This is a genomic window from Actinomycetospora corticicola, assembly GCF_013409505.1.
Taxonomy (GTDB): domain Bacteria; phylum Actinomycetota; class Actinomycetes; order Mycobacteriales; family Pseudonocardiaceae; genus Actinomycetospora; species Actinomycetospora corticicola.
The window spans coordinates 1,983,341-2,005,958 of sequence record NZ_JACCBN010000001.1 but is presented as its reverse complement, the minus strand read 5'-3'; the positions used below and the strand labels follow the sequence as shown (position 1 = coordinate 2,005,958).

Sequence of the window (22,618 nt, the reverse complement as noted above, 5' to 3'; positions counted from 1 at the left end):
CTATAACGACCTTTTCTGCTCACCTGGCCGGAGGCCACCTTGATCGTCGACGCCCATGTCCACGTCGCCCACCTGGCGCGGCTGAAGGTGCCGTGGGAGACGTGGATCGGGCCCGCGGGCGACGCCGGGGCCTGGGCGGCGATGTACGACGACGACGGGACGCCGGTCCCGTCCCGGGTCAGCGAGTACTTCGCCGCCGAGGGCGTCGACCGCGTGCTGATGTTCTGCGAGTACAGCCCGAAGGCCACGGGCTGGCAGACCGTCGAGGACGTGCTGCAGATCGTCGAGCACGACCCGGAGCGGTTCCGCATCGTCGCGAACGTCAACCCGCACGTGCACCACCCGGTGGCCCGCGAGCTCGACCGCCAGCTGGACCTCGGCGACGGCGCGACCGTCGCACTCAAGATCCACCCGGTCCACGCCGGGGTCGCCCCCAACGACCGCGAGCTCTACCCGGCCTACGCGCGCTGCGCCGAGCGCGGCATCCCCGTCATCGTGCACACGGGGCCGTCGTTCTTCCCCGGCGCGACGTCCAAGCACGGCGACCCGGTGCTCATGGACGACGTGCTGCGCGACTTCCCCGAGCTCGTCGTGATCCTCGCCCACGGCGGGCGCGGCTGGAGCTACGACGCCGCCGCGTCCCTGGCCCTGACCCGCGAGAACGTGTGGCTCGACCTCGCCGGCCTCCCGCCCAAGCGGCTGCCCACCTACTACGCGAGCTTCGGCATCGAGCGCATCGCCGCCCGCTCGATCTTCGGCACCGACGCGCCCTCCGCGAGCCCGTCGCGCAACGTCGCCGGCGTCCGCGACCTCGGCCTGCCCGAGCACCTCACCGACGCCGTCCTCGGCGGGAACGCGGCCCGCGTCTTCCCGGGGCTGTAGCTCCCGGCCGTCCCGACGGCGGGTGCGGCCGCGCCGTGATCCTCGTCGACCGACCGCGCGGGTGTGTCCGGCCGGTCAGGAGGGGTAGGCACGTGTCATGGCCATCGCATCGACGAACCCCGCCACCGGGGAGACCGTGCGGGAGTTCGACTCCCTCACCTCCGAGCAGCTCGAGGAGCGGATCCAGCGCAGCTGGGACGCGTTCCAGAGCTACCGCGACACGACGTTCGACCAGCGCTCCGGCTGGATGCGCGCGGCCGCCGACATCCTCGACGCCGAGGTCGACCACCTCGCCGAGCTCGCGACCCTCGAGATGGGCAAGACGTTCGCCGCGGCGAAGGCCGAGGTCGGCAAGTGCGCCCTGGGCTGCCGCTGGTACGCCGACCACGCCGCGGAGCACCTCGCCGACCACCCGTGGGACCCGGCCGACGCCCCGGAGAACGCCCGGGTCTTCACCCGCTACCAGCCCCTCGGCCCGGTCCTCGCGATCATGCCGTGGAACTTCCCGTACTGGCAGGTCTTCCGGTTCCTGTGCCCGGCGCTGATGGCGGGCAACGTCGGCCTGCTCAAGCATGCCTCGAACGTGCCGCAGGTCGCGCTCGCCATCGAGGACGTCCTCGTGCGCGCCGGCTTCCCGCAGGACGTCTTCCAGACGCTGCTCATCGGCTCCTCGATGATCGAGGCCATGATCGACGACGACCGCGTGCGGGCCGTCACGCTCACCGGTAGCGAGCCGGCCGGCCGGGAGGTCGGCGCCCGCGCCGGCAAGAACGTCAAGGCGAGCGTCCTCGAGCTCGGCGGCAGCGACGCCTTCATCGTGATGCCCTCGGCCGACCTCGACGCCACCGCCGACCAGGCCGTCGCCTCGCGCACGCTGAACAACGGCCAGTCGTGCATCAACGCCAAGCGGATCATCGTCCACGAGCGGGTGGCCGACGAGTTCCAGCGCCTCCTCGTCGAGAAGATGGAGGCGCTCAAGGTCGGCGACCCGATGGCCGAGGACACCGACCTCGGCCCGATGTCCGGGCCTCAGGGTCTCGAGGAGCTCGACCAGCAGGTGCAGGACTCGGTGGCAGCGGGCGCGAAGCTCCTCACCGGCGGCAAGCCGTTGGGCGGGAAGGGCAACTACTACCCGCCGTCGGTGCTCGCCGACATCCCGAAGAACGCCCCGGCCTACTACGAGGAGCTCTTCGGCCCGGTCGCGCTGTTCTTCCGCGCGAAGGACCTCGACGAGGCCATCGCCATCGCCAACGACTCGAGCTTCGGCCTGGGTGGCAGCGCCTGGACCCAGGACCCGGACGAGGCGGAGCGGCTGGTGAACGAGGTCGAGACCGGCATGATGAACATCAACAAGATCACGGCCTCGACCCCGGAGGTCCCGTTCGGCGGGGCCAAGAACTCGGGCTACGGCCGCGAGCTCGCGAGCTTCGGGACGCAGACGTTCACCAATGCGAAGACGGTGTGGATCCAGTGACCACCACGGTCTCCGGGATCGCGCACGTGGCGCTCGTCGTCCGGGACATGGCGGCGAGCGCCGAGTTCTACGGTCGGGTCCTCGGGTTCGAGGCGGTCACCGAGCGGCTCGAGGGGCCGCCCGAGGCGCGCCACCCCCGGCAGCTGCTGCGCCATCCCGGGTCCGGGATCACCCTCGGCATCCACGAGCCGCTCGACGGGTCGGGGGAGCGGTTCAGCCCGCAGCGCACCGGCCTCGACCACGTGGCGCTGACGGTCGCCGACCGCACGGCCCTGGACGCCTGGGGCGAGCAGCTCGACGCCCACGGGGTCGAGCACAGCCCCGTCCGCGACATCGGCTACGCGCAGTTCATCTCGTTCGCCGACCCCGACGGGATCGCCTGGGAGGTCTGGCTGCCGACGCCCTGATCCCTTCCCGACGGCGGGTGCGGCTCAGGGATGCGTCTGTGGCTCCTCCGACGCGTCCGGTGACATCGGTGGGCCATTCCTGTCCGTGGCCGCCGATCGACGGAGCCGGATTTCCTGGCACCGGGTGCAAGCAGCGACGCATTGCTTGCACCCGGAGGGTGCTCAGCCCGCCAGCTCCGCGAACGCCGCCTGCGCGCCCGGGGCCCACGCCTCGTGGCGGGCGTGGAACACCTCGGCGGCCCGGGCGCCCACCCAGTCGTCGGGGAGCAGCTCGGCGGGCAGCTGCGGGTCGAGGAACGGGAAGCGGCGCCAGGCGTCGACGAGCCGGACCTGGGCCGCGAGCACCCCGCCGTCCTCGCCGTCGGCGGGCGTCAGGTCGGCGAACTGCTCCACGAACTCCGCGTAGCGCGCCTCGACCTCCCGCAGGTCCCAGGCCTGGGCGACGAGCTCGGCGTCCGACAGCCCGCCGTGGGTGCCGCCGACCACCACGAGCGCGGAGGTGTCGAGCCCGACGTCGACCAGCGCCCGGTGCGCCTCGGTGACCCGGGTCGCGTCCGGGCAGACCCACACCCCGGGGGCGGGGGAGCCCAGGCCGGCCCACGCGAGCTGGGTGCGCAGCTGGTGGCGCAGCGCCCGCTGGGCCTCGGGGACGCTCACCACGAGCACCAGCCAGCGCCCGTCCCACGCCTCGTGCCGCGTGCCGTGCCCGTAGATCCGGGCGGCGCCCTCGGAGAGCAGCCGGCGACCCGCGCCGGTCAGCGACCACCGCACCCGTCGTCCGGAACGCTCCGAGACCACCACGTCGTCGGCGGCCGTGCGGGCGAGCGCCTGGCGGGCGGACTTCTCCTCGACCCCGACGCGGCCGAGGGCGTCGAGCAGCGTCTGGGTCCACACCGGTTCGCCGGCCGGGAGGACGAACTCACCGAGCACCGTCAGGAGCAGCGACCGGGCGCTGGTCGCCGCCACCTCACGGCGTCGCGAGAACGCCTCGCCCGCCCCCGCCGCCATGGGGCGTGATCGTAGGTCAGGACTACCGTCCGGCAGGTGTCGGACTCCGTGCGCTCCCTCGACCGCCAGCACGTCTGGCACCCCTACGGTCCGATGCCCGGGCGCAGCGAGCCGCTGGTGGTCACCGACGCGCGCGGGGTGCGGCTGACCCTCGACGACGGACGCGAGCTGGTCGACGGGATGAGCTCGTGGTGGGCGGCGGTCCACGGTTACCGGCACCCGGCGCTCGACGCCGCCCTGCACGCCGACGCGTTCAGCCACGTCATGTTCGGCGGGCTCACCCACCACCCCGCGGTCGAGCTGGCGACGCGCCTCGTCGAGATCAGCCCGGCGCCGCTCGAGCACGTGTTCCTGGCCGACTCCGGGTCCATCTCCATCGAGGTCGCGGTGAAGATGTGCCTGCAGTACCAGCGGGCCCGCGGGCGCTCCGGCCGCACGCGGATGATGACCTGGCGCGGCGGTTACCACGGCGACACCTTCGCCGCGATGAGCGTCTGCGATCCCGACGGCGGGATGCACGCGCTCTGGCAGGGCTTCCTGCCCGAGCAGGTCTTCGCCGACGTGCCGCCCGCCACGTACGACCCGGCCTACGACGAGCACCTGGCGGACCTCGCCGCACGGCACGCCGACGAGCTCGCCGGGATCATCGTCGAGCCCGTGGTGCAGGGCGCGGGCGGCATGCGGTTCCACTCGCCCCGTCACCTCGCCGCGCTGCGCGAGATCGCCGACCGGCACGACCTCGTCCTCGTGTTCGACGAGATCGCCACCGGGTTCGGACGCACGGGGGAACTCTTCGCGGCCGACCACGCGGGCGTCGCGCCCGACGTGCTGTGCGTGGGGAAGGCCCTCACCGGCGGTTACCTGACGATGGCCGCGGCGCTCTGCACCGCGGCCGTGGCCGAGGCGGTGAGCGCCGACGGCGGCGGCGGAGGACTGATGCACGGCCCCACGTTCATGGGCAACCCGCTCGCCGCCCGGGTCGCGCTCGCGAGCGTCACCGAGCTGCTGCGCCGGGACTGGCGGTCCGAGGTCGCAGGGATCGGCGAGGTCCTGACGACGGGGCTCGCCCCGGCCCGCTCGCTGCCCGGGGTCCGCGACGTCCGCGTGCTGGGCGCGATCGGGGTGGTGCAGCTCGACCACTCCGTGGACGTGCCCGTCGCACAGGCCGCCGCCGAGCGTCACGGAGTATGGCTGCGGCCCTTCCGCGACCTGATCTACACGATGCCGCCCTTCGTCGCGGTCCCCGACGACGTGGCGCGCATCGGCGAGGCCGTCGTGGCGGCCGCCGCGGCCGGATGACGGAGATGTGTCTCCCGCGTGAGGTCCGGACCGGCAGGGAAGGCAAAGGCGGGCGACACGACAGTCAAAGGGTCGGTAAAGGTCAGCTTCACCTGATCGGCGCACCGGTGCGACCTGCTTCACGCGGCTGAACGGCCCAACGCCCCGTTCCGTGATCATCGGTTGCGCGCGATTCACTCCCCGCGGCGTGCCGCGGGGACCACGGAGGATTCCCGGTACCGGGAGTCACGTGAACGGCAGGTGAACCGGCCGTCGCGGCGGCGCGGCAGGGCAGACTCCAGCTCGTCGTCGATCTCCGGCCCCGCCGCCGAGGGACCCGACGTACACCCACAGTGACCGAGCAGCCGAGACGACTGCCGCGCTCGCCGTCGACGACGACGGCGGGGGACGCAGACCGCTCGGACCGCCCCGGGCTGCGCGATCGGCACCGTCGCCGGGCGCGTGGCCGAGACGATCCGTCCGGAGGACACCGCCGCCCATGAGCGCTCCCCCCTCATCCCCGCCGACCCCGGCGTCCGGCCTCGCCGGAGCCCTGACGAGCCTGCGCGAGAACATCCGCTACGACCTGCCGGCCTCGCTGGTGGTGTTCCTGGTCGCCGTGCCGCTCTCGCTCGGCATCGCCGTGGCCTCGGACGCGCCGCTCACCGCGGGCCTCATCGCCGCCGCCGTCGGGGGCATCGTCGCCGGCGCGCTCGGCGGCTCCGCGCTGCAGGTCAGCGGACCCGCCGCGGGCCTGACCGTCATCGTGGCCGACCTGGTCAACCGCTTCGGCTGGGGCGTCACGTGCGCCATCACGGTGGCCGCCGGTCTGCTGCAGATCGTCTTCGGCCTCACGCGGGTGGGCCGGGCCGCGCTGGCGATCTCGCCCGCCGTCGTGCACGGGATGCTCGCCGGCATCGGCGTGACGATCGTGCTCGGCCAGCTGCACGTCGTCCTCGGCGGCGAGCAGCAGGGCGACGCGTTCGCGAACGTGATCGCGCTGCCCGGGCAGCTGCTCTCCGCGTCCGGCCCGGCCACCCTGCTCGGACTCGCCGTCATCGCGGTCCTGCTGGCGTGGCCGAAGCTGCCGAAGGCGGTGCCGTCCTGGCTCCGCGGCATCCCGGCGCCGTTGCTCGCCGTCGTCGCCCTGACCGTCGTCGCGTCGGTGTTCGCGCTCCCCGTCGTCCGGGTCGAGATCGGCGGCGACGTCCTCGACGCGATCGCCCTGCCGATCCTGCCGACGTCCGACCTCGGTGGCGTGCTCGTCGGCGTCCTCACCGTCGCGATCATCGCGTCGATCGAGAGCCTGCTCTCCGCCGTCGCCGTCGACCGGATGCGCCCGGGCTCGCAGACGAACCTCGACCGCGAGCTCGTCGGCCAGGGCGCGGGCAACACCCTCTCCGGTCTCCTCGGCGGCCTGCCGATCACCGGCGTCATCGTCCGCAGCTCGACCAACGTCGCCGCGGGCGGGCGCACCCGCGTCTCGGCGATCCTGCACGGCGTGTGGGTCGTGGTCTTCTCGGTGGCCCTGCTCGGCCTCGTCCAGCAGATCCCGATGGCCGTGCTGGCCGGGCTCCTGGTCCACATCGGCACGAAGCTGGTCAACGTCGGCCACATGCGGGAGCTGCACCGCCACGGCGAGCTGCCGGTGTACGTCGTGACGATCCTCGGCGTGGTCTTCATCGACCTGCTCACCGGTGTCCTCGTCGGGCTCGGCCTCGCCCTGCTGATGGTGCTCCGCCGCGTGGTGTGGGCGTCGATCGAGGTCCAGGAGCCCCGCCCCGGTGACACCGGACCGTCGAGTTCCTGGCGCAAGGAGGGCGGCACCTGGCACGTCGTCGTCGAGGGCGCGCTGTGCTTCCTCTCGGTGCCGCGCCTCTCGCGCCGCCTCGCGCAGATTCCCGAGGGCGCCGACGTCGTCGTCGATCTCGTCACCGACTACCTCGACCACGCCGCCTACGACCACCTCTCGGAGTGGGAGGACCGCCACCGCCTCGCCGGGGGCACGGTGCGGATCGACGAGGTCGGGACGATGGGTCTGGTCGCCCGCCGCGAGTCGACCGCCGGCGGCCCCGGCGACCGGCGCCCCGGCCCCGTGCCACGGTTCCTCTCGCCGTGGTCGGTGTGGCAGGCCCGGCACGACGCGACCTACGGCGAGGGCTGGGGCCACGGCCACCACGAGCACGACGGCCACGCGCACTCCGACGACGCCGACCCGATCCTCACCGGCCTGCGCGAGTACCACCGCCGGGCGGCGGGCCTCGTCGCGCCGTACCTGTCCGACCTCGCCGACGGGCAGGCCCCGCACGCGTGGTTCCTCACGTGCAGCGACTCGCGGGTCGTGCCCAACGTGCTCACCTCGTCCGGCCCGGGCGACCTGTTCACGGTCCGCAACGTCGGCAATCTCGCCCCGCTCGGCACCGAGGCCGACGACTCGGTCGGCGCGACGCTGGAGTACGCCCTCGACGCCCTGCACGTCCCGACCCTCGTGGTCTGCGGGCACTCCGGCTGCGGCGCCATGCAGGCGGTCGGCCGGGACGTCCCCGGCGACACCGCCCTCGGCCGCTGGCTCACCGGGGCGAAGGAGTCGAAGGCCCGCTGGGCGGCGAAGCACCCGGTCGGCGAACACGCCCGCTCCGGGGGCTGGGGCGACGTCGACCAGCTCGCCATGGTCAACGTCGCGGTCCAGCTCGACCGCCTCGCCCGGCACCCGGGCGTCGCGACCGCCGTGGCCGAGGGCCGCGTCCGCCTGGTCGGGCTGTTCTTCGACATCCCGACCGCCCGGATGCACGTCCTCGACGGCGACCGGTTCGTCCCCGCCTCGGGCGACCGCCTCGGCGCGGGGGCCACCGCGACCCGCCCCGAGCCGGCGACCACCGCGTTCCCGGCGAGCGGCTGACCCCACCCCCATGGCAGCGGAGCGTCGTTGCTGTCGTCCGGTGACGGCAACGACGCTTTCCTGCCATCCCGGGAGGTTCCCGACGCCGGGTCGGTGCGGATGGAGTGCCTAGGCTGTCCGTCCGTGGACGATCCCCTCGCCTGGCTGGCCGAGACCGCGCGTGACCGGCGGGCGGCCGGCCTGCGCCGCGTGCTGTCCCCGCGCGACGTGGTCGAGCCCCTCGTCGACCTCGCGTCGAACGACTACCTCGGCCTCGCCCGCGACCCCCGCGTGGTCGAGGGCGCGGTGGCGGCCGCCCGCACGTGGGGCGCCGGGTCCACCGGATCGCGGCTGGTCACCGGCTCGACGCGGCTGCACGCCGAGCTCGAGGCGGACCTCGCGGACTTCGTCGGCGCCCCCGACGCCCTGGTCTTCTCCAGCGGCTACACGGCGAACCTCGGTGCGGTGACCGCGCTGTCCGGCCGGGGCGCGGTGGTGGTCAGCGACGTCGCCGCGCACGCCTCGCTCGTGGACGCGGCACGGCTCTCCCGCGCGCGGGTCGTCGTCGGCCGCTGCGCGGTGCCGAGCGAGGTCGACGCGGTGCTCGCGGACGCGCCGGAGACGCGACGGCTGGTGGTCACCGACGGGGTGGACTCCGTCGACGGCGGGCTCGCCCCGCTGGTCGAGCTGCACGCCGTGTGCCGGGCGCGGGGGGCGCTGCTGCTGGTCGACGACGCGCACGGGCTCGGCGTCCGGGGCCCGGCGGGTGCGGGACTGGTCGCGGAGGCGGGACTGGCGGCGGAGCCCGACGTCGTGACGACGGCGACCCTGTCGAAGTCCCTCGGGTCGCAGGGCGGGGTGGTGCTGGGCTCGGACGCCGTGATCGCGCACCTCGTCGACGCCGCCCGGGCGTTCATCTTCGACACCGGGCTCGCCCCGACCAGCGTCGGCGCCGCCCTGGCCGCGCTCGGCGTGCTGCGGGCCGAGCCGGACCGCGTGACGGCGCTGCACCACGCGGCCGCCACGGTCGCCGCGTCGGCACGGTCCGCGGCGCCGACCCTCGGCGTCGCGGAGCCGACGGCCGCGATGGTGCCGGTGGTCCTCGGGGAGCCCGACCTCGCCGTCGCCGCACGGGACGCCTGCGCCGACGCCGGGCTGCGGGCGGGCTGCTTCCGCCCGCCGTCGGTCCCCGAGGGCACCTCACGGCTGCGGCTCACGGCGCGGGCGGACCTCTCCGCGGACGACCTCGCGCTGGTCGACCGGGTGCTGCACGAGGTCCTCGGCCCGATCGTGGGCGGGTCCCCGGCGCGTTCGGCGCGACCCGGGATGGCATCCTGGACCGAGCAGTACTGAATCGATGAGGAGGAGATCGGCGTGACCGTCACGGACAGCCGCCAGGCGTTCCGGCTCTGGCACTGTGGCCGCTGCCGTCGCCCGCTGGCCGAGGCCGCCGACTACCTGCGCTGCCGGTGCTGCGGCGCGGTGCACGACGTCGACGGCACGCCGCGCCCGGACGTCGAGGCCGCCGAGCGTCCGGCGGCGGACCCGAACGCCGTGCGCGTGCGCGACTGGCTGTAGATCCGACCCGTCAAAGCCCGACCCGCCGTCGTGAACGCCGCGTCCACGACCGCGCCGCGGCGCCGGAGGTGACCGCAGGCTCGTCGTCGTGACCCTGGAGACGGTGATCCCGAGCCTGCGCAGCACGCTCTACCAGCACGTCGACCCGGCGGCCTGGCCGCTGACCACCGCGCCCGCCCCGGGCGGCGACCTCGCCGTCGGGGGAGCGGCCCTCACGGAGCTCGCCGCCCGGTTCGGCACCCCGGCGACCGTGCTGGACCTCGACGACGTCGCCGCCCGCCTGCGGGCCTACCGCGTCGCGCTCCCCGACGCCGACGTCGCGTACGCCGGCAAGGCCCTGCTGTGCGCCGGGCTGGTGCCGCTGCTCGTGGAGGCGGGCGTGCGGCTGGACGTGTGCAGCGGCGGCGAGCTCGCCCTCGCGCTGCGGGCCGGGATGCCCGCGGACCGCATCGTCGTGCACGGCAACGCGCCGACCGAGGCGGAGCTGGACGCGGCGGTGACCGCGCGGGTGGGGCGGGTCGTGGTCGACTCCCTCGACGTGGCCGACCGGCTCGCGGCGGTGGCCGCCCGGCACCGTCGGGTGGTCGACGTGCTCCTGCGGATCGCGCCCGGCGTCGACGCGGGCGGGCACCCGGCGATCCGCACCGGCGGCGACGACCAGAAGTTCGGCGTCCCCCTCGCCGGCGGCCGGGCGGCGGCGGTGGCCGCGGCGATCGCGGGGCGCCGGGCCCTGCGGCTGGTGGGGCTGCACTGCCACCTCGGGTCGCAGATCGCCGACACCGCCGTGTGGGAGCGGGCCGTCGACCCGCTCCTCGACCTCGCCGCCGAGCTGCCCGTCGCGTTGACGGAACTCGACCTCGGGGGCGGGCACGCCGTCACCGGCGGGACCCCGTTCGACGTCGCGGGCTTCGCCCGCCGGGTCACCGGGGCGATCGCGCGCGGCTGCTCGTCGCGCGGGCTGGCGCCGCTGCGCCTCGGGGTGGAGCCGGGGCGGGCGATCGTCGCGCGCGCCGGGGTGACGCTGTACCGCGTGCAGGCCACGAAGTGCGCGGGCAGCGGCCGGTGGTTCGTCGCGGTCGACGGCGGGATGGGCGACAACCCGCGCGTTGCGCTCTACGGCGCGGCCTACGACGCCCACCTCGTCGGCCGCACGACCTGCGCGGCGTGGCGGCCCGCCACCGTGGTCGGCCGCTACTGCGAGGCCGGCGACGTCCTCGCCCGCGACGTGGCGCTGCCCGAGGACGTGACGGTCGGCGACGTGATCGCCGTGCCCGGGACCGGCGCCTACCACCACGCGATGGCGTCGTCGTACAACCTCGTGGGCCGCCCGCCCCTGGTCGGCGTGCGCGACGGGGTCGCCCGGGTGCTGGTCCGCCGGGAGACCACGGCCGACCTGCTCGCCCGCGACTGCTGCCTGCCCCGGAGCGCTCCCGACGCCGGGTCCTGGGACGACGAGGCCTGGTGCGGCGGGGTGGTGCTGGGCCGGGACTGACCGGTCCCGCCGTTCCCGAGCGAAGGGCCCCCTCGCTCGAATAGTCGGGCCGTGGGCGCCCACCGTCAGTGCGGCCCCTTCGCGGTGGGCGCCCCTGCGGCTCTACCGCACGAGGGGACCCTTCGCTCGGAACGAGCTCTCAAGATCGGAACGAGCCGAGCGAAGTGCTCGCCCAGCGAGCGCTTCGGTCCGCTCGACGAGATCTACGGGCAGACAATCCGCCCGAGGACACCGGCCGCCCGAAGCTAGGCAGTTGATCATGCCGAGCGCGACGCCCGGGACGTCGCGCTCGGCATGATCAACTGTCCGGCGTGTCGACGGGCCCGCGCGGGAGACCCCGCGTCCGTGCGGCCCGCTGCTCATCCGGGCAGGGCTCACGACTCCTCGTCCGCCGGCGGACGGCCCGGTCGGCGCATCGGGCGGGCGTCCCGGGGCGAGCGGCCGGCGTCGTCGAGCGCCCGGCGGAGGAGGAACTCGATCTGGGCGTTGACGCTGCGCAGGTCGTCGCCGGCCCAGCGGGCGATCGCGTCGTGCACCGCCGGGTCGAGGCGGAGGAGCAGCTTCTTGCGCTCGGCCATCTACTGGTACAGCGAGCCGGCGTTGACCACGGGCTGGACGGAGCGGTCCCCGGCGAGCACGACGAGCAGGTTCGACACCATCGTCGCCTTCCGCTCCTCGTCGAGGTCGACCGTGCCGCGTTCCTCCAGCCGGGCCAGCGCCGCCTCGACCATGCCGACCGCGCCCTCCACGAGTCGACTCCGCGCCGCCACGACGGCCCCGGCCTGCTGACGCATGAGCATGACCTGCGCGATCTCCGGGGCGTAGGAGAGCTGGGTGATCCGGGACTCGATGACGTGCACGCCGGCCGAGTCCACCCGGGCCGCGATCTCGGCGGACAGCATCGCCGTGATCTCGTCGGCGTTCTCCCGAAGCGAGCGGCGGTCGGTGTCCACCGTGTCGTAGGGGTAGGAGCCCGCGATGTGGCGCACGGCCGACTCGGTCTGGATGTCGACGAACCGGACGAAGTCGTCGACCTCGAACACCGCCCGCGCCGTGTCCTCGACCCGCCACACCACGACGGCGGCCATCTCGATCGGGTTGCCGTCGAGGTCGTTGACCTTCGTGGTGTCGGACTCGTGGTTGCGGATGCGGGTGGACAGCGAGCGGCGGGTGGTGAACGGGTTGACCCACCGCAGACCCTCGGTGCGCACCGTGCCCCGGTAGCGCCCGAGCAGCTGCACCACCCGCGCCTCGCCCGGGGACACCGCCACCAGACCCCGCAGGAGCACGACCGCGACCAGCACGAGGAGTACCGCGAGCAGCGGACCGGGCCCTGCCCCGAGCCCGATCCCGACTGCCACGGCGGCCACCACGAGCACCACCGCGAGCCCGAGCACCCCCCAGCCGGAGACGTCCCGTGCCGGGAACTCCCGCGTGCGGGCCTCCGGCATGTCGATCGGGACCGACGGCACCGTCGTGGACATGGCGACCTCCTGGGGTGAGCTGTCGTGAAGACATCAAAGTGATATCACATTCGGCGGGGACGGCGCGAGCGCCTACGCTCGCCGCCCGTGCGGACGATGATCGTGACCGGGACGGGGACCGGCGTCGGGAAGACCGTCGTCACGGCGGCGGTGGCCGCGCTGGCCGCGACGGCGGGGGAACGGGTCGTCGTCGTGAAGCCCGCGCAGACCGGGATCGCGCCGGGGGAGCCGGGCGACCTCGCGGACGTCGAGCGGCTCACGGCGGGCCGGGTCACCACGCTCGAGCTCGCCCGCTACCCCGAGCCGCTCGCCCCCGCCACGGCCGCGCGCCGATCCGGCCTCCCGCCGCTGCGGATCGTCGACGTCGAGCGGGCGCTGGCCGGGGTCACCGCCGACCTCGTCCTCGTGGAGGGCGCCGGGGGACTGCTGGTCCGGCTCAACGACGACGGGGAGACCCTCGCCGACCTCGACCTGCCGGTCCTGCTCGTCGCGACGGCCGGGCTCGGGGTCCTCAACTCCGCCGCGCTGACCGCGGAGGCCCTCGCGACCCGCCGTCGGGAACTCCTCGGCACCGTCGTGGGGGCCTACCCGGCCGGGCCGGACCTCGCCGAGCGCACCAACCTCGACGACCTGCCCCGGGTCACCGGCGCGCCCCTGCTCGGCGTGCTGCCGGCCGAGCTCGGCGGGACCGATCCGGGGGCCTTCGAAACCGCGGCGCGGTGTGGTCTGCATCCCGTCCTGGGTGGGCGGTGGGACGCGACCGCCACGGTGAGGCAGACTCCGGACCGTCCGACCCCCCGAGGATGAGGAGCGACGCGTGACGACGGCGAGCACCGACACCGCCACCGGCACCACGGCGGAGGGCGACATCCTCGCCGTCGCCCGGGAGCAGGTCCTCGAGCGGGGTGAGGGGCTCTCCGAGACTCAGGTCCTCGAGGTGCTGCAGCTGCCGGCGGAGCGGTTGACCGAGGCGCTGGCGCTGGCCCACGAGGTGCGGATGCGCTGGTGCGGTCCGGACGTCGAGGTCGAGGGCATCGTCAGCCTCAAGACCGGCGGCTGCCCCGAGGACTGCCACTTCTGCAGCCAGTCCGGGCTCTTCGACTCGCCCGTGCGCGCGGCGTGGCTGGACAAGGACCGCCTCGTCGAGGCCGCGAAGCAGACCGCGAAGACCGGCGCTACCGAGTTCTGCATCGTCGCCGCCGTCCGCGGGCCGGACGAGAAGCTCATGGAGCAGATCCGGGTCGGGGTCGCCGCGATCCGCGCCGAGGTCGACATCAACGTCGCCTGCTCGCTGGGGATGCTGACCCAGGACCAGGTCGACCGGCTCGCCGCGATGGGCGTGCACCGCTACAACCACAACCTCGAGACGGCGCGCAGCCACTTCCCGGAGGTCGTCACCACCCACACGTGGGAGGAGCGCTGGGAGACCCTGCAGATGGTCCGCGCGGCGGGCATGGAGGTCTGCTGCGGCGGCATCGTCGGCATGGGGGAGACGCTCGCGCAGCGCGCGGAGTTCGCCGTGCAGCTCGCGTCGCTGGAGCCCGACGAGGTCCCGATGAACTTCCTCATCCCGAACCCGGGCACCCCGTTCGCGCACCTCGACGTGCCGCAGGGCCCCGACGCGCTGATGACGATCGCGGCGTTCCGGCTCGCGATGCCGAAGACGGTGCTGCGCTTCGCCGGCGGCCGCGAGCTCACCCTGGGCGACCTCGGTGCGGAGCAGGGGATGCTGGGCGGGATCAACGCGATCATCGTCGGGAACTACCTCACCAACCTGGGCCGCCCGGCCGAGCAGGACCTCGAGATGCTCGAGACCCTCAAGATGCCGATCAAGGCCCTGAACGACACGCTGTGACACGCAGCGGAGCGGAGCTGGAACCGGAGGCGGAGTCGGCGGTGTACTGCTCCTTCTGCGGCGGCGAGACCGCGTCCGGCGACCACGAGCGCTGCCGGGCGCGGCTGTCGCGCATCGACCCGCCGCGCTACTGCGCCGAGTGCGCCCGGAAGATGGTCGTGCAGGTCGACCCGATGGGCTGGACCGCCCGGTGCAGCCGCCACGGCGAGCGGACCAGTGCGGAGGCCGCGCAGCGGTGACGCTCGAGTCCGAGGAGTTCGTGGCCGAGGAGCCGCGCGGGACCCTGTCCCGCGACGAGCTCCGGGCGGACCTGCGTCCGACCGTCCTGACGGTGGTCGTGGTCGCGCTGGCGGGCGTCCTGCTCGGCCTGCTCTGGGCGCTCGTCGCGCCCGGGCAGGCGACGGTGACCACCGCGACCGGCGCCAGCTCGCCGCTCGCGGCCGAGTCCGACCACGTCTTCGACGCGACCGCGATCTTCTTCCTGCTGGCCACGGCCTACGGGGTGGTCGTGGGCGCGCTCGCCTGGCGACGCGTCGAGCGCCGGGGCCCGGTGACCCTGCTCGGGATCGGGCTCGCGACGACGGCGGGGGCCTGGCTGGCCGCCTTCGTCGGCACGGCGCTGGCGGGCCCGTTGACCGACCGGAGCCCGATCGGCGTGCTGCTCGACCGCGCCGAGGCCACCGGCAGCGCGGTGGCGGGCGCGCCGATCCCGGCGACGCTGTCCACGGTGCCGGCGACGATCGGCTCGTTCTGGACGGTGCTCGGCGCGGGCCTCGGTGCCGTGCTCGCCTACCTGCTGTGCGCGATCGCGCTGGGCGAGGACGACATGGGGCGTACGCCAGGTGAGCAGTAAGAGGGCCTATAGCCCCACTTAGTGCTCACGTGCGGAGCACCTAGTTGTCGCTCGTCGGCACCATGAACTTGGCGGTCGGCGCCCACACGGCACCGAGCCGGCCGAGCAGGGTCGCCTCGCGGCTCATGGCGTGCGAGACGAGCTCCAGCCGCGCCTTCGGGCAGGTCTGCTCGAGCAGCTCCTGCCGGTCGGCGAGCGGGAGCAGGCAGTCGGCGGCGAGGACGTGCGGGAGCACCGTGACGTCGACGTCGGACTGCTCGACGGCCACCGGCGGGGCCGCGGCGTCGTCGTCGAGGTCGTCCAGTTCGTCGTCGACGTCCTCGACCTCGGGGCCCGTCTCGGAGGCCAGCTCGACGTCCCGGTCGGCCCGGCGCCGGTAGCTCCACGCGGCGGTGCAGTAGCGGCGGTGTGCGGCGCGGGCGGCGCGCTCCAGCGGCTCGAGGGCCACCGGGTCGTCGCCCTCGAGGTCGGGCAGCCACTCGACCTCGGCGACCAGGTACGGCGCCGCGGTGGCGTCCACCGACAGCAGCCGGAACCGCCGGTCGCCCATCGTGAGGAGGTCGAACCGGCCGTCGGGAAGGCGGCGGACCTCGCGGAGGGCAGCGGTGCAACCGACCTCGTGCAGCCCGTCGGTCCCGTCGTCGGGACCCCATCCCTCGCGGACCGCGACGACCCCGAACTGCTTGCCCGGAAAGGCCCCGGTGACGAGGTCGATGGTCAGCTGGCGATAGCGCGGCTCGAAGATGTGCAGCGGGAGCGGTGCCCCGGGCAACAGCACCGTGCCCAGTGGGAAGAGGGGCAGCGTCTCGGGCACGGCGCTCACGCTACGGCCAGGAGGCCCCCGTCGCCGGGTGAGCGCGGGGGTCAGCAGTCGCGCTCGGGCGGACGCAGCGTGGCGAACGGGTCCGTGACCCGCAGGTGCCGCTCGGAGAAGCGGAAGAGCGCGGCGGGTCGGCCGCCGGAGGGACCGGGGGCGGCGGTGCTGCCGGTGGGCACCAGGACGCCCCGGCGGGTGAGCACGCGCTGCAGGTTGGTCGCCGACACCCGGTGGCCCAGCGCGGCCGCGTAGAGCCCGCGCAGCTCGGAGATCGAGAAGACCTCGGGCGCCAGCGCGAACCCGATGTTGGTGTACGAGAGCTTGGCGCGGAGCCGCTCGAGGCCCGCGCGGGTGATCTCGCCGTGGTCGAACGCCGTCTCCGGGAGCGCGTCGACGCGGTGCCAGGCGGTGTCGTCGGGGACCGCGGGGTCGGCGTCGCTCGGCACCAGCCCGAGGAAGGCGGTCGCGACGCGGCGGGGCGCGGGCCCGCGGTGGGGGTCGGAGAACACCGAGAGCTGCTCGACGTGCGCGACCTCGCCCAGGTCGACCTTCTCGGCGAGGTGTCGGCGCACCGAGGCCTCGACGTCCTCGGTCGCCCCGAGGCGTCCGCCGGGGAGGGCCCACCGGCCGGTGTGCGGCTCGCGCGCCCGCTGCCAGAGCAGCACCTCGGGCGAGCTGGGTGCCATCCGCAGCACGACGGCCAGCACGTCGTGGGCGATCAGGCCCTCGGCCTCCACCCCGTCACGGTAGCGGTCCGTGACCACGTGTGTGCTGCGTCATCCCGCCCGGCCCAGATGCTGGCGCGCCGGGAGCACGCCGCGTACGGTCAGCCCTGTTTTCGACCAACAGGCGAAAACCTCGGACAGCACCGACGCTCCTTCCTGACGACGGGTGGGGTCGCGTCGGGGGAGGACCGGCCATGACCGTCATCGACGACGCCGTGCACCAGCCGCCGACGGATCTCGTCGAACCGCGCTCGCTGTCCGCGCCGCACGAGGTCGAGGCCTGGGCCGCGCAGGTGCGCGAGCTCGCCCGGGCCCGGGACGCCGTCGTGCTCGCGCACAACTACCAGCGCCCCGAGATCCAGGACGTCGCCGACCACACCGGCGACTCGCTCGCCCTGTCCCGCGTCGCGGCCGCCTCCGACGCGTCGACCATCGTCTTCTGCGGCGTCCACTTCATGGCCGAGACCGCGAAGATGCTCGCTCCGGACAAGACGGTGCTGATCCCGGACGCCCGCGCCGGCTGCTCGCTCGCCGACTCGATCAGCGCCGACGAGCTCCGCGCCTGGAAGGCCGAGCACCCCGGCGCGGTGGTGGTCTCCTACGTCAACACCACGGCGGCCGTGAAGGCCGAGACGGACGTGTGCTGCACCTCGTCGAACGCCGTCGAGGTCGTCGCGTCGATCGACCCGGACCGCGAGGTGCTCTTCCTGCCCGACCAGTTCCTCGGCGCGCACGTCCGCCGGGAGACCGGCCGGACCAACCTGCACGTGTGGGCCGGGGAGTGCCACGTCCACGCCGGGATCAACGGTGCGGAGCTCACGGCGCGGGCGCAGGCCGATCCGGACGCCGACCTGTTCGTGCACCCCGAGTGCGGGTGCGCCACCTCCGCGCTCTACCTCGCGGGCGAGGGCGTGGTGCCGGCGGAGCAGGTCCACATCCTGTCCACCGGCGGGATGCTCGACGCCGCGAAGAACACGACGAAGTCCTCGGTGCTCGTCGCCACCGAGGTCGGGATGCTGCACCAGCTGCGCCGGGCCAACCCCGCCGTCGACTTCCGGCCGGTGAACGACCGCGCGTCCTGCGGGTACATGAAGATGATCACGCCGGGCGCCCTCCTGCGGGCGCTGCAGGAGGGTCGCGACGAGGTGCACGTGGACGCGGCGACGGCCGAGCGGGCCCGCGCGTCGGTGCAGCGGATGATCGAGATCGGGCAGCCCGGGGGTGGGGAGTGAGTACCTGGGCCGCGGCCGCCGACCTCGTCGTCGTCGGTTCCGGGGTGGCCGGGCTCTCGGCCGCGGCGGAGGCGTCGCGACGCGGGCTGCGGGTCGTCGTCGTGACCAAGGACGCCCCGGACGAGGGCTCCACCCGCTGGGCGCAGGGCGGCATCGCCGTGGTGCTCGGCGACATCGTCGGGGACACCGTCGACGCCCACGTGGCCGACACCCTGGCCGCCGGCGGCGGGCTCGTGGACGAGGCCGCGACCCGGGACCTGCTGGGGTCCGGCCGCGCCGCGGTCCAGGATCTGCGCTCCCGCGGCGCCCTCTTCGACTCCACCGGTCCCCGGCTGTCCCGCACCCGCGAGGGCGGCCACGGGACCACGCGCGTCATCCACGCGGGCGGGGACGCGACCGGCGCCGAGGTCGAGCGGGCCCTGCTCGCCGCCCTGCCGGGGGAGGTCACCGTGCTGTCGGGGCACACCGCGGTCGCCGTGGTGCGGGACCGCACGCGGGTGAGCGGGCTGGAGGTCGTGGACGACGCCGGTCGCCTCGGGACCGTCGCCGCCCCGGCCGTCCTGCTCGCCACCGGCGGGATCGGCGGGCTCTACGAGACCTCGACCAACCCCGCCGTCGCGACCGCCGACGGCTGGGCGCTCGCCCTGGGTGCCGGGGCGGCGCTGGCCGACGTCGAGTTCGTGCAGTTCCACCCCACGGCGCTCCACGTCCCGGGGCTGGTCGGCCGGGCGCCGCTGGTCACCGAGGCGCTGCGGGGGGAGGGGGCGCACCTGGTCGAGCTGTCGGGTCGCGGGGTCATGGACGACGTCGACCCCCGCGGCGACCTCGCGCCCCGCGACGTCGTGGCCGGCGCGATCACGGCGGTCCTGGCCCGGACCGGCGCCGATCACGTGCTGCTCGACGCCACGGGCGTCCCGGACGTCCGCCGCCGGTTCCCGACCGTCGCCGCCTCCTGCGACGCGATCGGCGTCGACCTCGCCCGCGAGCCGATCCCGGTCCGTCCCGCCCAGCACTACGCGTGCGGCGGGGTGGTCACCGACACCACCGGTCGGACCGGGGTGCCGGGCCTGTGGGCGGCCGGCGAGGTCGCCCGGACCGGTCTGCACGGGGCCAACCGGCTCGCGTCGAACAGCCTGCTCGAGGGCCTCGTCGTGGGACGGCGGGCCGGTGTCGACGTGGCGGCGGCCCTCGCGGGTCCGCGACCCGTGCTGGTCGCGGGAGAGCCCGTCGTCGGGACGGTGCCGGCGGCGGACCGGGCGACCCTGCAGCGCGCGATGAGCCGCGGTGCGGCGGTCGGCCGCGACGCAGCCGGGCTGGCGGCGACCTCCGACGTCATCGAGGCTGCGACCTCCCCCCGCGCCCTCGACACCCGGGCCGCGGTGGAGGACGCCGCGCTGACCCTCGCCGCGGGCGCCGTCCTGGCGGCCGCGGGGTGGCGCACCGAGTCCCGCGGGTGCCATCTGCGCAGCGACTTCCCCCGGCGGGACGACCGCTGGCAGGGCACCTCGATCGCCGTCACGCTCGACGACGGCGCCCTGCACGTCGCCCCCCTGGACACGGCCCTCGGAGGTGCCGCGTGACCGACGCCGCCACCCCTCCCGGCGTGAGGGGAACCCTCGTGCCACAAGAGCGCTCGAATCCTCCCCTCACGATCACCGGAGGTGCCGCATGACCGCCGTCCTGCTCCCCGAGGGACTCGACGCCGCCGAGATCGATGCCGTCGTCGACCGGGCCCTCGACGAGGACCTGCGCGACGGCCCCGACCGCACGACGGCGGCGTGCGTGCCGGACGGTGCGGTCGCGGTGGGCGAGTTCCGCACCCGGCCCGCCGGGACGCTCGCGGGCGTCGGCGTCGCCGTGCGCGTGCTCGAGCGGGTCTGCGGGCCCGACCTCGAGATCCTCGACGTCCGCGACGACGGCTCGCGTCTCACCGCGGGCGAGGTCGCGCTCGCCGTCCGGGCCCCGCTGACCACGCTGCTCACCGCCGAGCGCACCGCGCTCAACCTGCTGTGCCAGCTCTCCGGGGTCGCGACGGCCACGAGCGCCTGGGTGGACGCCGTCGCCGGCACGCCCGCCCGGATCCGCGACACCCGCAAGACCGTGCCGGGGCTGCGGGCCCTGCAGAAGTACGCGGTCCGCTGCGGGGGCGGGGTCAACCACCGGATGTCCCTCGGCGACGCGCTGCTCATCAAGGACAACCACGTGGCGGCGGCCGGATCGGTCACCGCCGCGGTCCACGCCGCGCGCTCCGCCGCGCCGGAGCTGCCCTGCGAGCTCGAGGTCGACTCGTTCGACCAGCTCGACGAGGCCCTCGGGCTCGGGCTGGAGCTGATCCTGCTGGACAACTTCACCGCCGACGAGTGCGCCGAGGCGGTCCGGCGGCGGGACGCGGCGGCCCCGTCGTGCGGGCTCGAGGCGTCGGGTGGCCTGACGCTCGACACCGCCGCGGCGTACGGGGCGGCCGGGGTCGACTTCCTCGCCGTCGGCGGGCTCACGCACTCGTCCCCGGCGCTGGACCTGGGGCTGGACCTGCGGACGTGACCGACGATCGGGCCGTGATCACCGTCCCGGACGAACGGGGGGTGCCCCGGGCGACGCGTCTCGACGAGCTCACCTGGCGCCCGAGCGCCTACGCGATCGTCCTGCGGGGCACGGAGATCCTGCTGCTGCCCTACCTCGACGGCGTCGACCTGCCCGGGGGCGGGATCGAGTTCGGGGAGTCCCTCGAGGAGGGCCTGCTGCGCGAGCTCGAGGAGGAGACCGGGCTGCACTACCGTCCACGGTCGACTGGCGGCCCTGTGTCGCGGCTGCGAGGGCCTCACCCCGAGGCGAGTTCTGACAGTTCGACCGTCGGCCTGTCAGGTATCCTGGGTTCGTGTCAGAAGCTCCCGACAGCCGGGAATCCTCCGAGGTCGTCCTCGGCCGCGAGGGCCGGGTGCTCATCCCGGCGCAGTTCCGGCGCGATCTCGGGCTGACGCCGGGCGCCCGGCTCCTCGTGTACGTGGAGGACGGGCGCCTGGTGCTGGAGTCGGCGGAGCAGCTGATGATGCGGATCCGACGGGACGTCGCCGACGCGTGGCAGGGCGACGCCGACCGGTCGGTGGCCGATGAGCTCCTGGCCGAGCGGCGCGCCGAGGCGACGGCCGACGCCGCCCGATGACGGCGGTCCTCGACGCGTCGGCGGTCCTGGCCTGGATCCGGGCCGAGCGTGGCGCGGATGTCGTCGCGCCGCACCTCCCGACCGCGGTGATCTCCGCCGTCAACGTGTCCGAGGTGCACCAGAAGCTCGCGCAGTACGGCGTCGACGCGGACCGCACGATCAGCCGGCTGCGAACGCTCGGGCTGGCGGTGGAGCCCGTCGGGCTGGAGGACGCCCTCGTCGCCTCGCGGCTGGGGGCGTCGACGCGCTCGGCGGGTCTGTCCCTCGGGGACCGGTGCTGCCTGGCGCTCGCCGCCCGGCTCGGTCTCCCGGCCGTGACGGCCGACGGCTCGTGGACGGCGCTCGACCTCGGGGTCGACGTCGTGACCATCCGGGGTGGGACGTGACGACGGCGGGGGCGGTCGTCGTCGGCGGCGGGATCGGCGGGATGTCCGTGGCCGCGGAGCTCGCCGCGGCCGGCGTCGAACGCCCGGTGCTGCTCGAGGCCGAGTCCGAGCTCGCACGGCACACCACCGGCCGGTCGGCGGCGAGCTACATTCCCGGGCACGGGTCGACGCCGATGCGTGCGCTCGTCGCCGCCTCCCGCGACCGCTTCGACGCGCTCGCCGACGAGGCGGGCCATCCCTTCCTCCGTCCCCGCCCCGTGCTGCACGTCGCCACGACCGCCGACGAGGAACGCGTGCTGCGCGACGAGATCCTCCCGCTCGACCCGGTGGAGGAACTCACGCCCGCCGAGGCGGTCCGCCGCTGGCCGGCGCTGCGGTCCGACGCGGTCCGGGCCGCCGGCTGGGTCGCCGACGCCCACGACGCCGACCCGATCGGCCTGCACCAGCACTACCGCCGTCGCTTCCGGCACGCGGGAGGGACGATCCGGACGGGCGCACCCGTCGTCGGGATGGCACCGGCGTCCACCGGGTGGCACCTCGACCTTCCCGACGACGGGCTCGACACCGACCTCGTCGTCCTCGCCGCCGGGGCGTGGACCGACCGGCTGCTGGCCCTCGCCGGCGCGCCGGTGCTGGGCCTGCAGGCCTACCGGCGCACCATCGCGATCGTCCGCGCGGACGTGCGGCCCGACGACCCGTTCGCGGTGAGCGCCGCCGACGCCTGGTACGCCAAGCCGGAGGGGCGGTACCTGCTGGTGAGCCCGTCCGAGGAGACCCCGCAGGACCCCGGGGACGCCCGGCCCGACGAGCTCGACGTCGCGCTGGGCCTCGAGCGGGTCGACGCGGTGACCACGCTCGGTCTGCGGTCGGTGGTGACCAGCTGGGCCGGGCAGCGGACCTTCGCCCCGGACCGGACGCTCGTCGTGGGGGAGCGGGTCCCGGGGCTCGCCGTCGTGGCCGGTCAGGGTGGCTCCGGGATCGAGACCGCACCTGCGGCGGCGGCGCTCGCCGCGGCCGTCCTGCTGGGGCGTCCCGTGCCCGACGACCTGCGGCGATGCGGCGTCGAGCCCGCCGCGTACCACCCGGACCGGCTGCTCTAGCCTCCCCCG

24 protein-coding genes are annotated in these 22,618 nt (G+C 74.9%); 19 read left to right on the top strand and 5 right to left on the bottom strand.

Annotated elements, in window-relative coordinates; translation table 11 throughout:
• Window positions 1-39: 39 nt before the first annotated feature.
• The 3 genes from BJ983_RS09535 to BJ983_RS09525 all read left to right on the top strand — a co-directional run bounded on the left by BJ983_RS09535 (window position 40) and on the right by BJ983_RS09525 (window position 2,763).
• Window positions 40-882 (top strand): amidohydrolase family protein, encoded by an 843-nt coding sequence (locus tag BJ983_RS09535; RefSeq protein WP_179793582.1) that lies wholly within the window; start codon window positions 40-42, stop codon window positions 880-882.
• 97 nt (window positions 883-979) lie between these two features.
• Window positions 980-2,356, top strand: coding sequence for an NAD-dependent succinate-semialdehyde dehydrogenase (locus BJ983_RS09530; protein ID WP_179793581.1), 1,377 nt, complete (start codon window positions 980-982; stop codon window positions 2,354-2,356).
• Window positions 2,353-2,763, top strand: a complete 411-nt coding sequence (locus tag BJ983_RS09525; protein WP_179793580.1) for a VOC family protein — start codon at window positions 2,353-2,355, stop codon at window positions 2,761-2,763. Before BJ983_RS09530 ends, BJ983_RS09525 begins: the two co-directional genes overlap by 4 nt.
• A 162-nt stretch (window positions 2,764-2,925) precedes the next feature.
• On the opposite strand, the gene BJ983_RS09520 is transcribed toward BJ983_RS09525, so the two are convergent.
• Window positions 2,926-3,771, bottom strand: coding sequence for a PaaX family transcriptional regulator (locus tag BJ983_RS09520; protein ID WP_179793579.1), 846 nt, complete (start codon window positions 3,769-3,771; stop codon window positions 2,926-2,928).
• A 36-nt stretch (window positions 3,772-3,807) separates the two neighbouring features.
• Here BJ983_RS09520 and BJ983_RS09515 point away from each other — a divergent pair, with 36 nt between their 5' ends.
• The 5 genes from BJ983_RS09515 (at window position 3,808) to lysA (ending at window position 10,997) form a co-directional block, all read left to right on the top strand.
• Window positions 3,808-5,070 (top strand): adenosylmethionine--8-amino-7-oxononanoate transaminase, encoded by a 1,263-nt coding sequence (locus BJ983_RS09515; RefSeq protein WP_179793578.1) that lies wholly within the window; start codon window positions 3,808-3,810, stop codon window positions 5,068-5,070.
• A gap of 478 nt (window positions 5,071-5,548) precedes the next feature.
• A complete protein-coding gene (locus tag BJ983_RS09510; protein ID WP_246325561.1) occupies window positions 5,549-7,948 on the top strand; it encodes a SulP family inorganic anion transporter in 2,400 nt (799 codons plus the stop codon).
• Window positions 7,949-8,047: 99 nt separating this feature from the next.
• On the top strand, window positions 8,048-9,280 hold the full coding sequence (locus BJ983_RS09505; protein ID WP_218890186.1) for an 8-amino-7-oxononanoate synthase: 1,233 nt from the start codon (window positions 8,048-8,050) through the stop codon (window positions 9,278-9,280).
• Window positions 9,281-9,301: 21 nt separating this feature from the next.
• Window positions 9,302-9,505: a hypothetical protein gene (locus tag BJ983_RS09500; protein ID WP_179793576.1), complete on the top strand. Its 204-nt coding sequence runs from the start codon at window positions 9,302-9,304 to the stop codon at window positions 9,503-9,505.
• An 88-nt stretch (window positions 9,506-9,593) separates the two neighbouring features.
• Window positions 9,594-10,997 carry a diaminopimelate decarboxylase gene (gene lysA, locus BJ983_RS09495; protein WP_179793575.1) on the top strand — a complete coding sequence of 468 codons (1,404 nt, stop codon included), beginning with the start codon at window positions 9,594-9,596 and terminating at the stop codon, window positions 10,995-10,997.
• Between the two features lie 374 nt (window positions 10,998-11,371).
• Here lysA and BJ983_RS09490 read toward each other — a convergent pair whose 3' ends face one another.
• Together BJ983_RS09490 and BJ983_RS09485 are read right to left on the bottom strand one after the other, a co-directional pair.
• Window positions 11,372-11,575, bottom strand: coding sequence for a type II toxin-antitoxin system antitoxin (locus BJ983_RS09490; protein WP_179793574.1), 204 nt, complete (start codon window positions 11,573-11,575; stop codon window positions 11,372-11,374).
• The gene (locus BJ983_RS09485) at window positions 11,576-12,481 is read right to left on the bottom strand and encodes an SPFH domain-containing protein (RefSeq protein ID WP_179793573.1); all 906 of its coding nucleotides are present in this window, start codon (window positions 12,479-12,481) and stop codon (window positions 11,576-11,578) included.
• Window positions 12,482-12,568: 87 nt separating this feature from the next.
• Here BJ983_RS09485 and bioD point away from each other — a divergent pair, with 87 nt between their 5' ends.
• Genes bioD through BJ983_RS09465 form a run of 4 tightly spaced genes read left to right on the top strand, consistent with a single transcriptional unit; the run spans window position 12,569 to window position 15,189 of the window.
• On the top strand, window positions 12,569-13,288 hold the full coding sequence (gene bioD, locus BJ983_RS09480; protein ID WP_179793572.1) for a dethiobiotin synthase: 720 nt from the start codon (window positions 12,569-12,571) through the stop codon (window positions 13,286-13,288).
• Between the two features lie 10 nt (window positions 13,289-13,298).
• On the top strand, window positions 13,299-14,336 hold the full coding sequence (gene bioB, locus BJ983_RS09475) for a biotin synthase BioB (RefSeq protein ID WP_179793571.1): 1,038 nt from the start codon (window positions 13,299-13,301) through the stop codon (window positions 14,334-14,336).
• A complete protein-coding gene (bsaP, locus tag BJ983_RS09470; RefSeq protein ID WP_179793570.1) occupies window positions 14,333-14,575 on the top strand; it encodes a biotin synthase auxiliary protein BsaP in 243 nt (80 codons plus the stop codon). The genes bioB and bsaP overlap by 4 nt, the downstream gene beginning before the upstream one ends.
• On the top strand, window positions 14,572-15,189 hold the full coding sequence (locus BJ983_RS09465) for a DUF2567 domain-containing protein (RefSeq protein ID WP_179793569.1): 618 nt from the start codon (window positions 14,572-14,574) through the stop codon (window positions 15,187-15,189). The genes bsaP and BJ983_RS09465 overlap by 4 nt, the downstream gene beginning before the upstream one ends.
• A 40-nt stretch (window positions 15,190-15,229) precedes the next feature.
• Here BJ983_RS09465 and BJ983_RS09460 read toward each other — a convergent pair whose 3' ends face one another.
• Both BJ983_RS09460 and BJ983_RS09455 read right to left on the bottom strand, forming a co-directional pair.
• Window positions 15,230-16,012 carry an LON peptidase substrate-binding domain-containing protein gene (locus BJ983_RS09460; protein ID WP_179793568.1) on the bottom strand — a complete coding sequence of 261 codons (783 nt, stop codon included), beginning with the start codon at window positions 16,010-16,012 and terminating at the stop codon, window positions 15,230-15,232.
• A 41-nt stretch (window positions 16,013-16,053) separates the two neighbouring features.
• A complete protein-coding gene (locus BJ983_RS09455) occupies window positions 16,054-16,692 on the bottom strand; it encodes an NUDIX hydrolase (RefSeq protein ID WP_179797581.1) in 639 nt (212 codons plus the stop codon).
• A 233-nt stretch (window positions 16,693-16,925) separates the two neighbouring features.
• Here BJ983_RS09455 and nadA point away from each other — a divergent pair, with 233 nt between their 5' ends.
• The 7 genes from nadA (at window position 16,926) to BJ983_RS09420 (ending at window position 22,609) form a co-directional block, all read left to right on the top strand.
• Window positions 16,926-17,963, top strand: a complete 1,038-nt coding sequence (nadA, locus tag BJ983_RS09450) for a quinolinate synthase NadA (protein ID WP_246325560.1) — start codon at window positions 16,926-16,928, stop codon at window positions 17,961-17,963.
• Entirely contained in the window at window positions 17,960-19,543 is a 1,584-nt protein-coding gene (gene nadB, locus BJ983_RS09445) for an L-aspartate oxidase (RefSeq protein ID WP_179793567.1), read from the top strand. Before nadA ends, nadB begins: the two co-directional genes overlap by 4 nt.
• A gap of 88 nt (window positions 19,544-19,631) precedes the next feature.
• The gene (nadC, locus tag BJ983_RS09440; protein WP_179793566.1) at window positions 19,632-20,504 is read left to right on the top strand and encodes a carboxylating nicotinate-nucleotide diphosphorylase; all 873 of its coding nucleotides are present in this window, start codon (window positions 19,632-19,634) and stop codon (window positions 20,502-20,504) included.
• Window positions 20,501-20,938, top strand: coding sequence for an NUDIX domain-containing protein (locus BJ983_RS32695; protein WP_218890185.1), 438 nt, complete (start codon window positions 20,501-20,503; stop codon window positions 20,936-20,938). The genes nadC and BJ983_RS32695 overlap by 4 nt, the downstream gene beginning before the upstream one ends.
• The gene (locus BJ983_RS09430) at window positions 20,839-21,123 is read left to right on the top strand and encodes an AbrB/MazE/SpoVT family DNA-binding domain-containing protein (protein ID WP_179793565.1); all 285 of its coding nucleotides are present in this window, start codon (window positions 20,839-20,841) and stop codon (window positions 21,121-21,123) included. The genes BJ983_RS32695 and BJ983_RS09430 overlap by 100 nt, the downstream gene beginning before the upstream one ends.
• Window positions 21,120-21,509 carry a type II toxin-antitoxin system VapC family toxin gene (locus BJ983_RS09425; RefSeq protein ID WP_179793564.1) on the top strand — a complete coding sequence of 130 codons (390 nt, stop codon included), beginning with the start codon at window positions 21,120-21,122 and terminating at the stop codon, window positions 21,507-21,509. The genes BJ983_RS09430 and BJ983_RS09425 overlap by 4 nt, the downstream gene beginning before the upstream one ends.
• A complete protein-coding gene (locus tag BJ983_RS09420; RefSeq protein ID WP_179793563.1) occupies window positions 21,506-22,609 on the top strand; it encodes an FAD-dependent oxidoreductase in 1,104 nt (367 codons plus the stop codon). The genes BJ983_RS09425 and BJ983_RS09420 overlap by 4 nt, the downstream gene beginning before the upstream one ends.
• Window positions 22,610-22,618: the final 9 nt, after the last annotated feature.

Bases quoted from the DNA above. Each gene is read 5' to 3' on its own strand.
- BJ983_RS09530 (WP_179793581.1), top strand. From the start codon at position 980: ATGGCCATCGCATCGACGAACCCCGCCACCGGGGAGACCGTGCGGGAG.
- BJ983_RS09520 (WP_179793579.1), bottom strand. From the start codon at position 3,771: ATGGCGGCGGGGGCGGGCGAGGCGTTCTCGCGACGCCGTGAGGTGGCG.
- BJ983_RS09510 (WP_246325561.1), top strand. From the start codon at position 5,549: ATGAGCGCTCCCCCCTCATCCCCGCCGACCCCGGCGTCCGGCCTCGCC.
- BJ983_RS09505 (WP_218890186.1), top strand. From the start codon at position 8,048: ATGGAGTGCCTAGGCTGTCCGTCCGTGGACGATCCCCTCGCCTGGCTG.
- BJ983_RS09490 (WP_179793574.1), bottom strand. From the start codon at position 11,575: ATGGCCGAGCGCAAGAAGCTGCTCCTCCGCCTCGACCCGGCGGTGCAC.
- BJ983_RS09485 (WP_179793573.1), bottom strand. From the start codon at position 12,481: ATGTCCACGACGGTGCCGTCGGTCCCGATCGACATGCCGGAGGCCCGC.
- BJ983_RS09455 (WP_179797581.1), bottom strand. From the start codon at position 16,692: ATGGCACCCAGCTCGCCCGAGGTGCTGCTCTGGCAGCGGGCGCGCGAG.
- nadA (WP_246325560.1), top strand. From the start codon at position 16,926: ATGACCGTCATCGACGACGCCGTGCACCAGCCGCCGACGGATCTCGTC.
- nadC (WP_179793566.1), top strand. From the start codon at position 19,632: ATGACCGCCGTCCTGCTCCCCGAGGGACTCGACGCCGCCGAGATCGAT.
- BJ983_RS09425 (WP_179793564.1), top strand. From the start codon at position 21,120: ATGACGGCGGTCCTCGACGCGTCGGCGGTCCTGGCCTGGATCCGGGCC.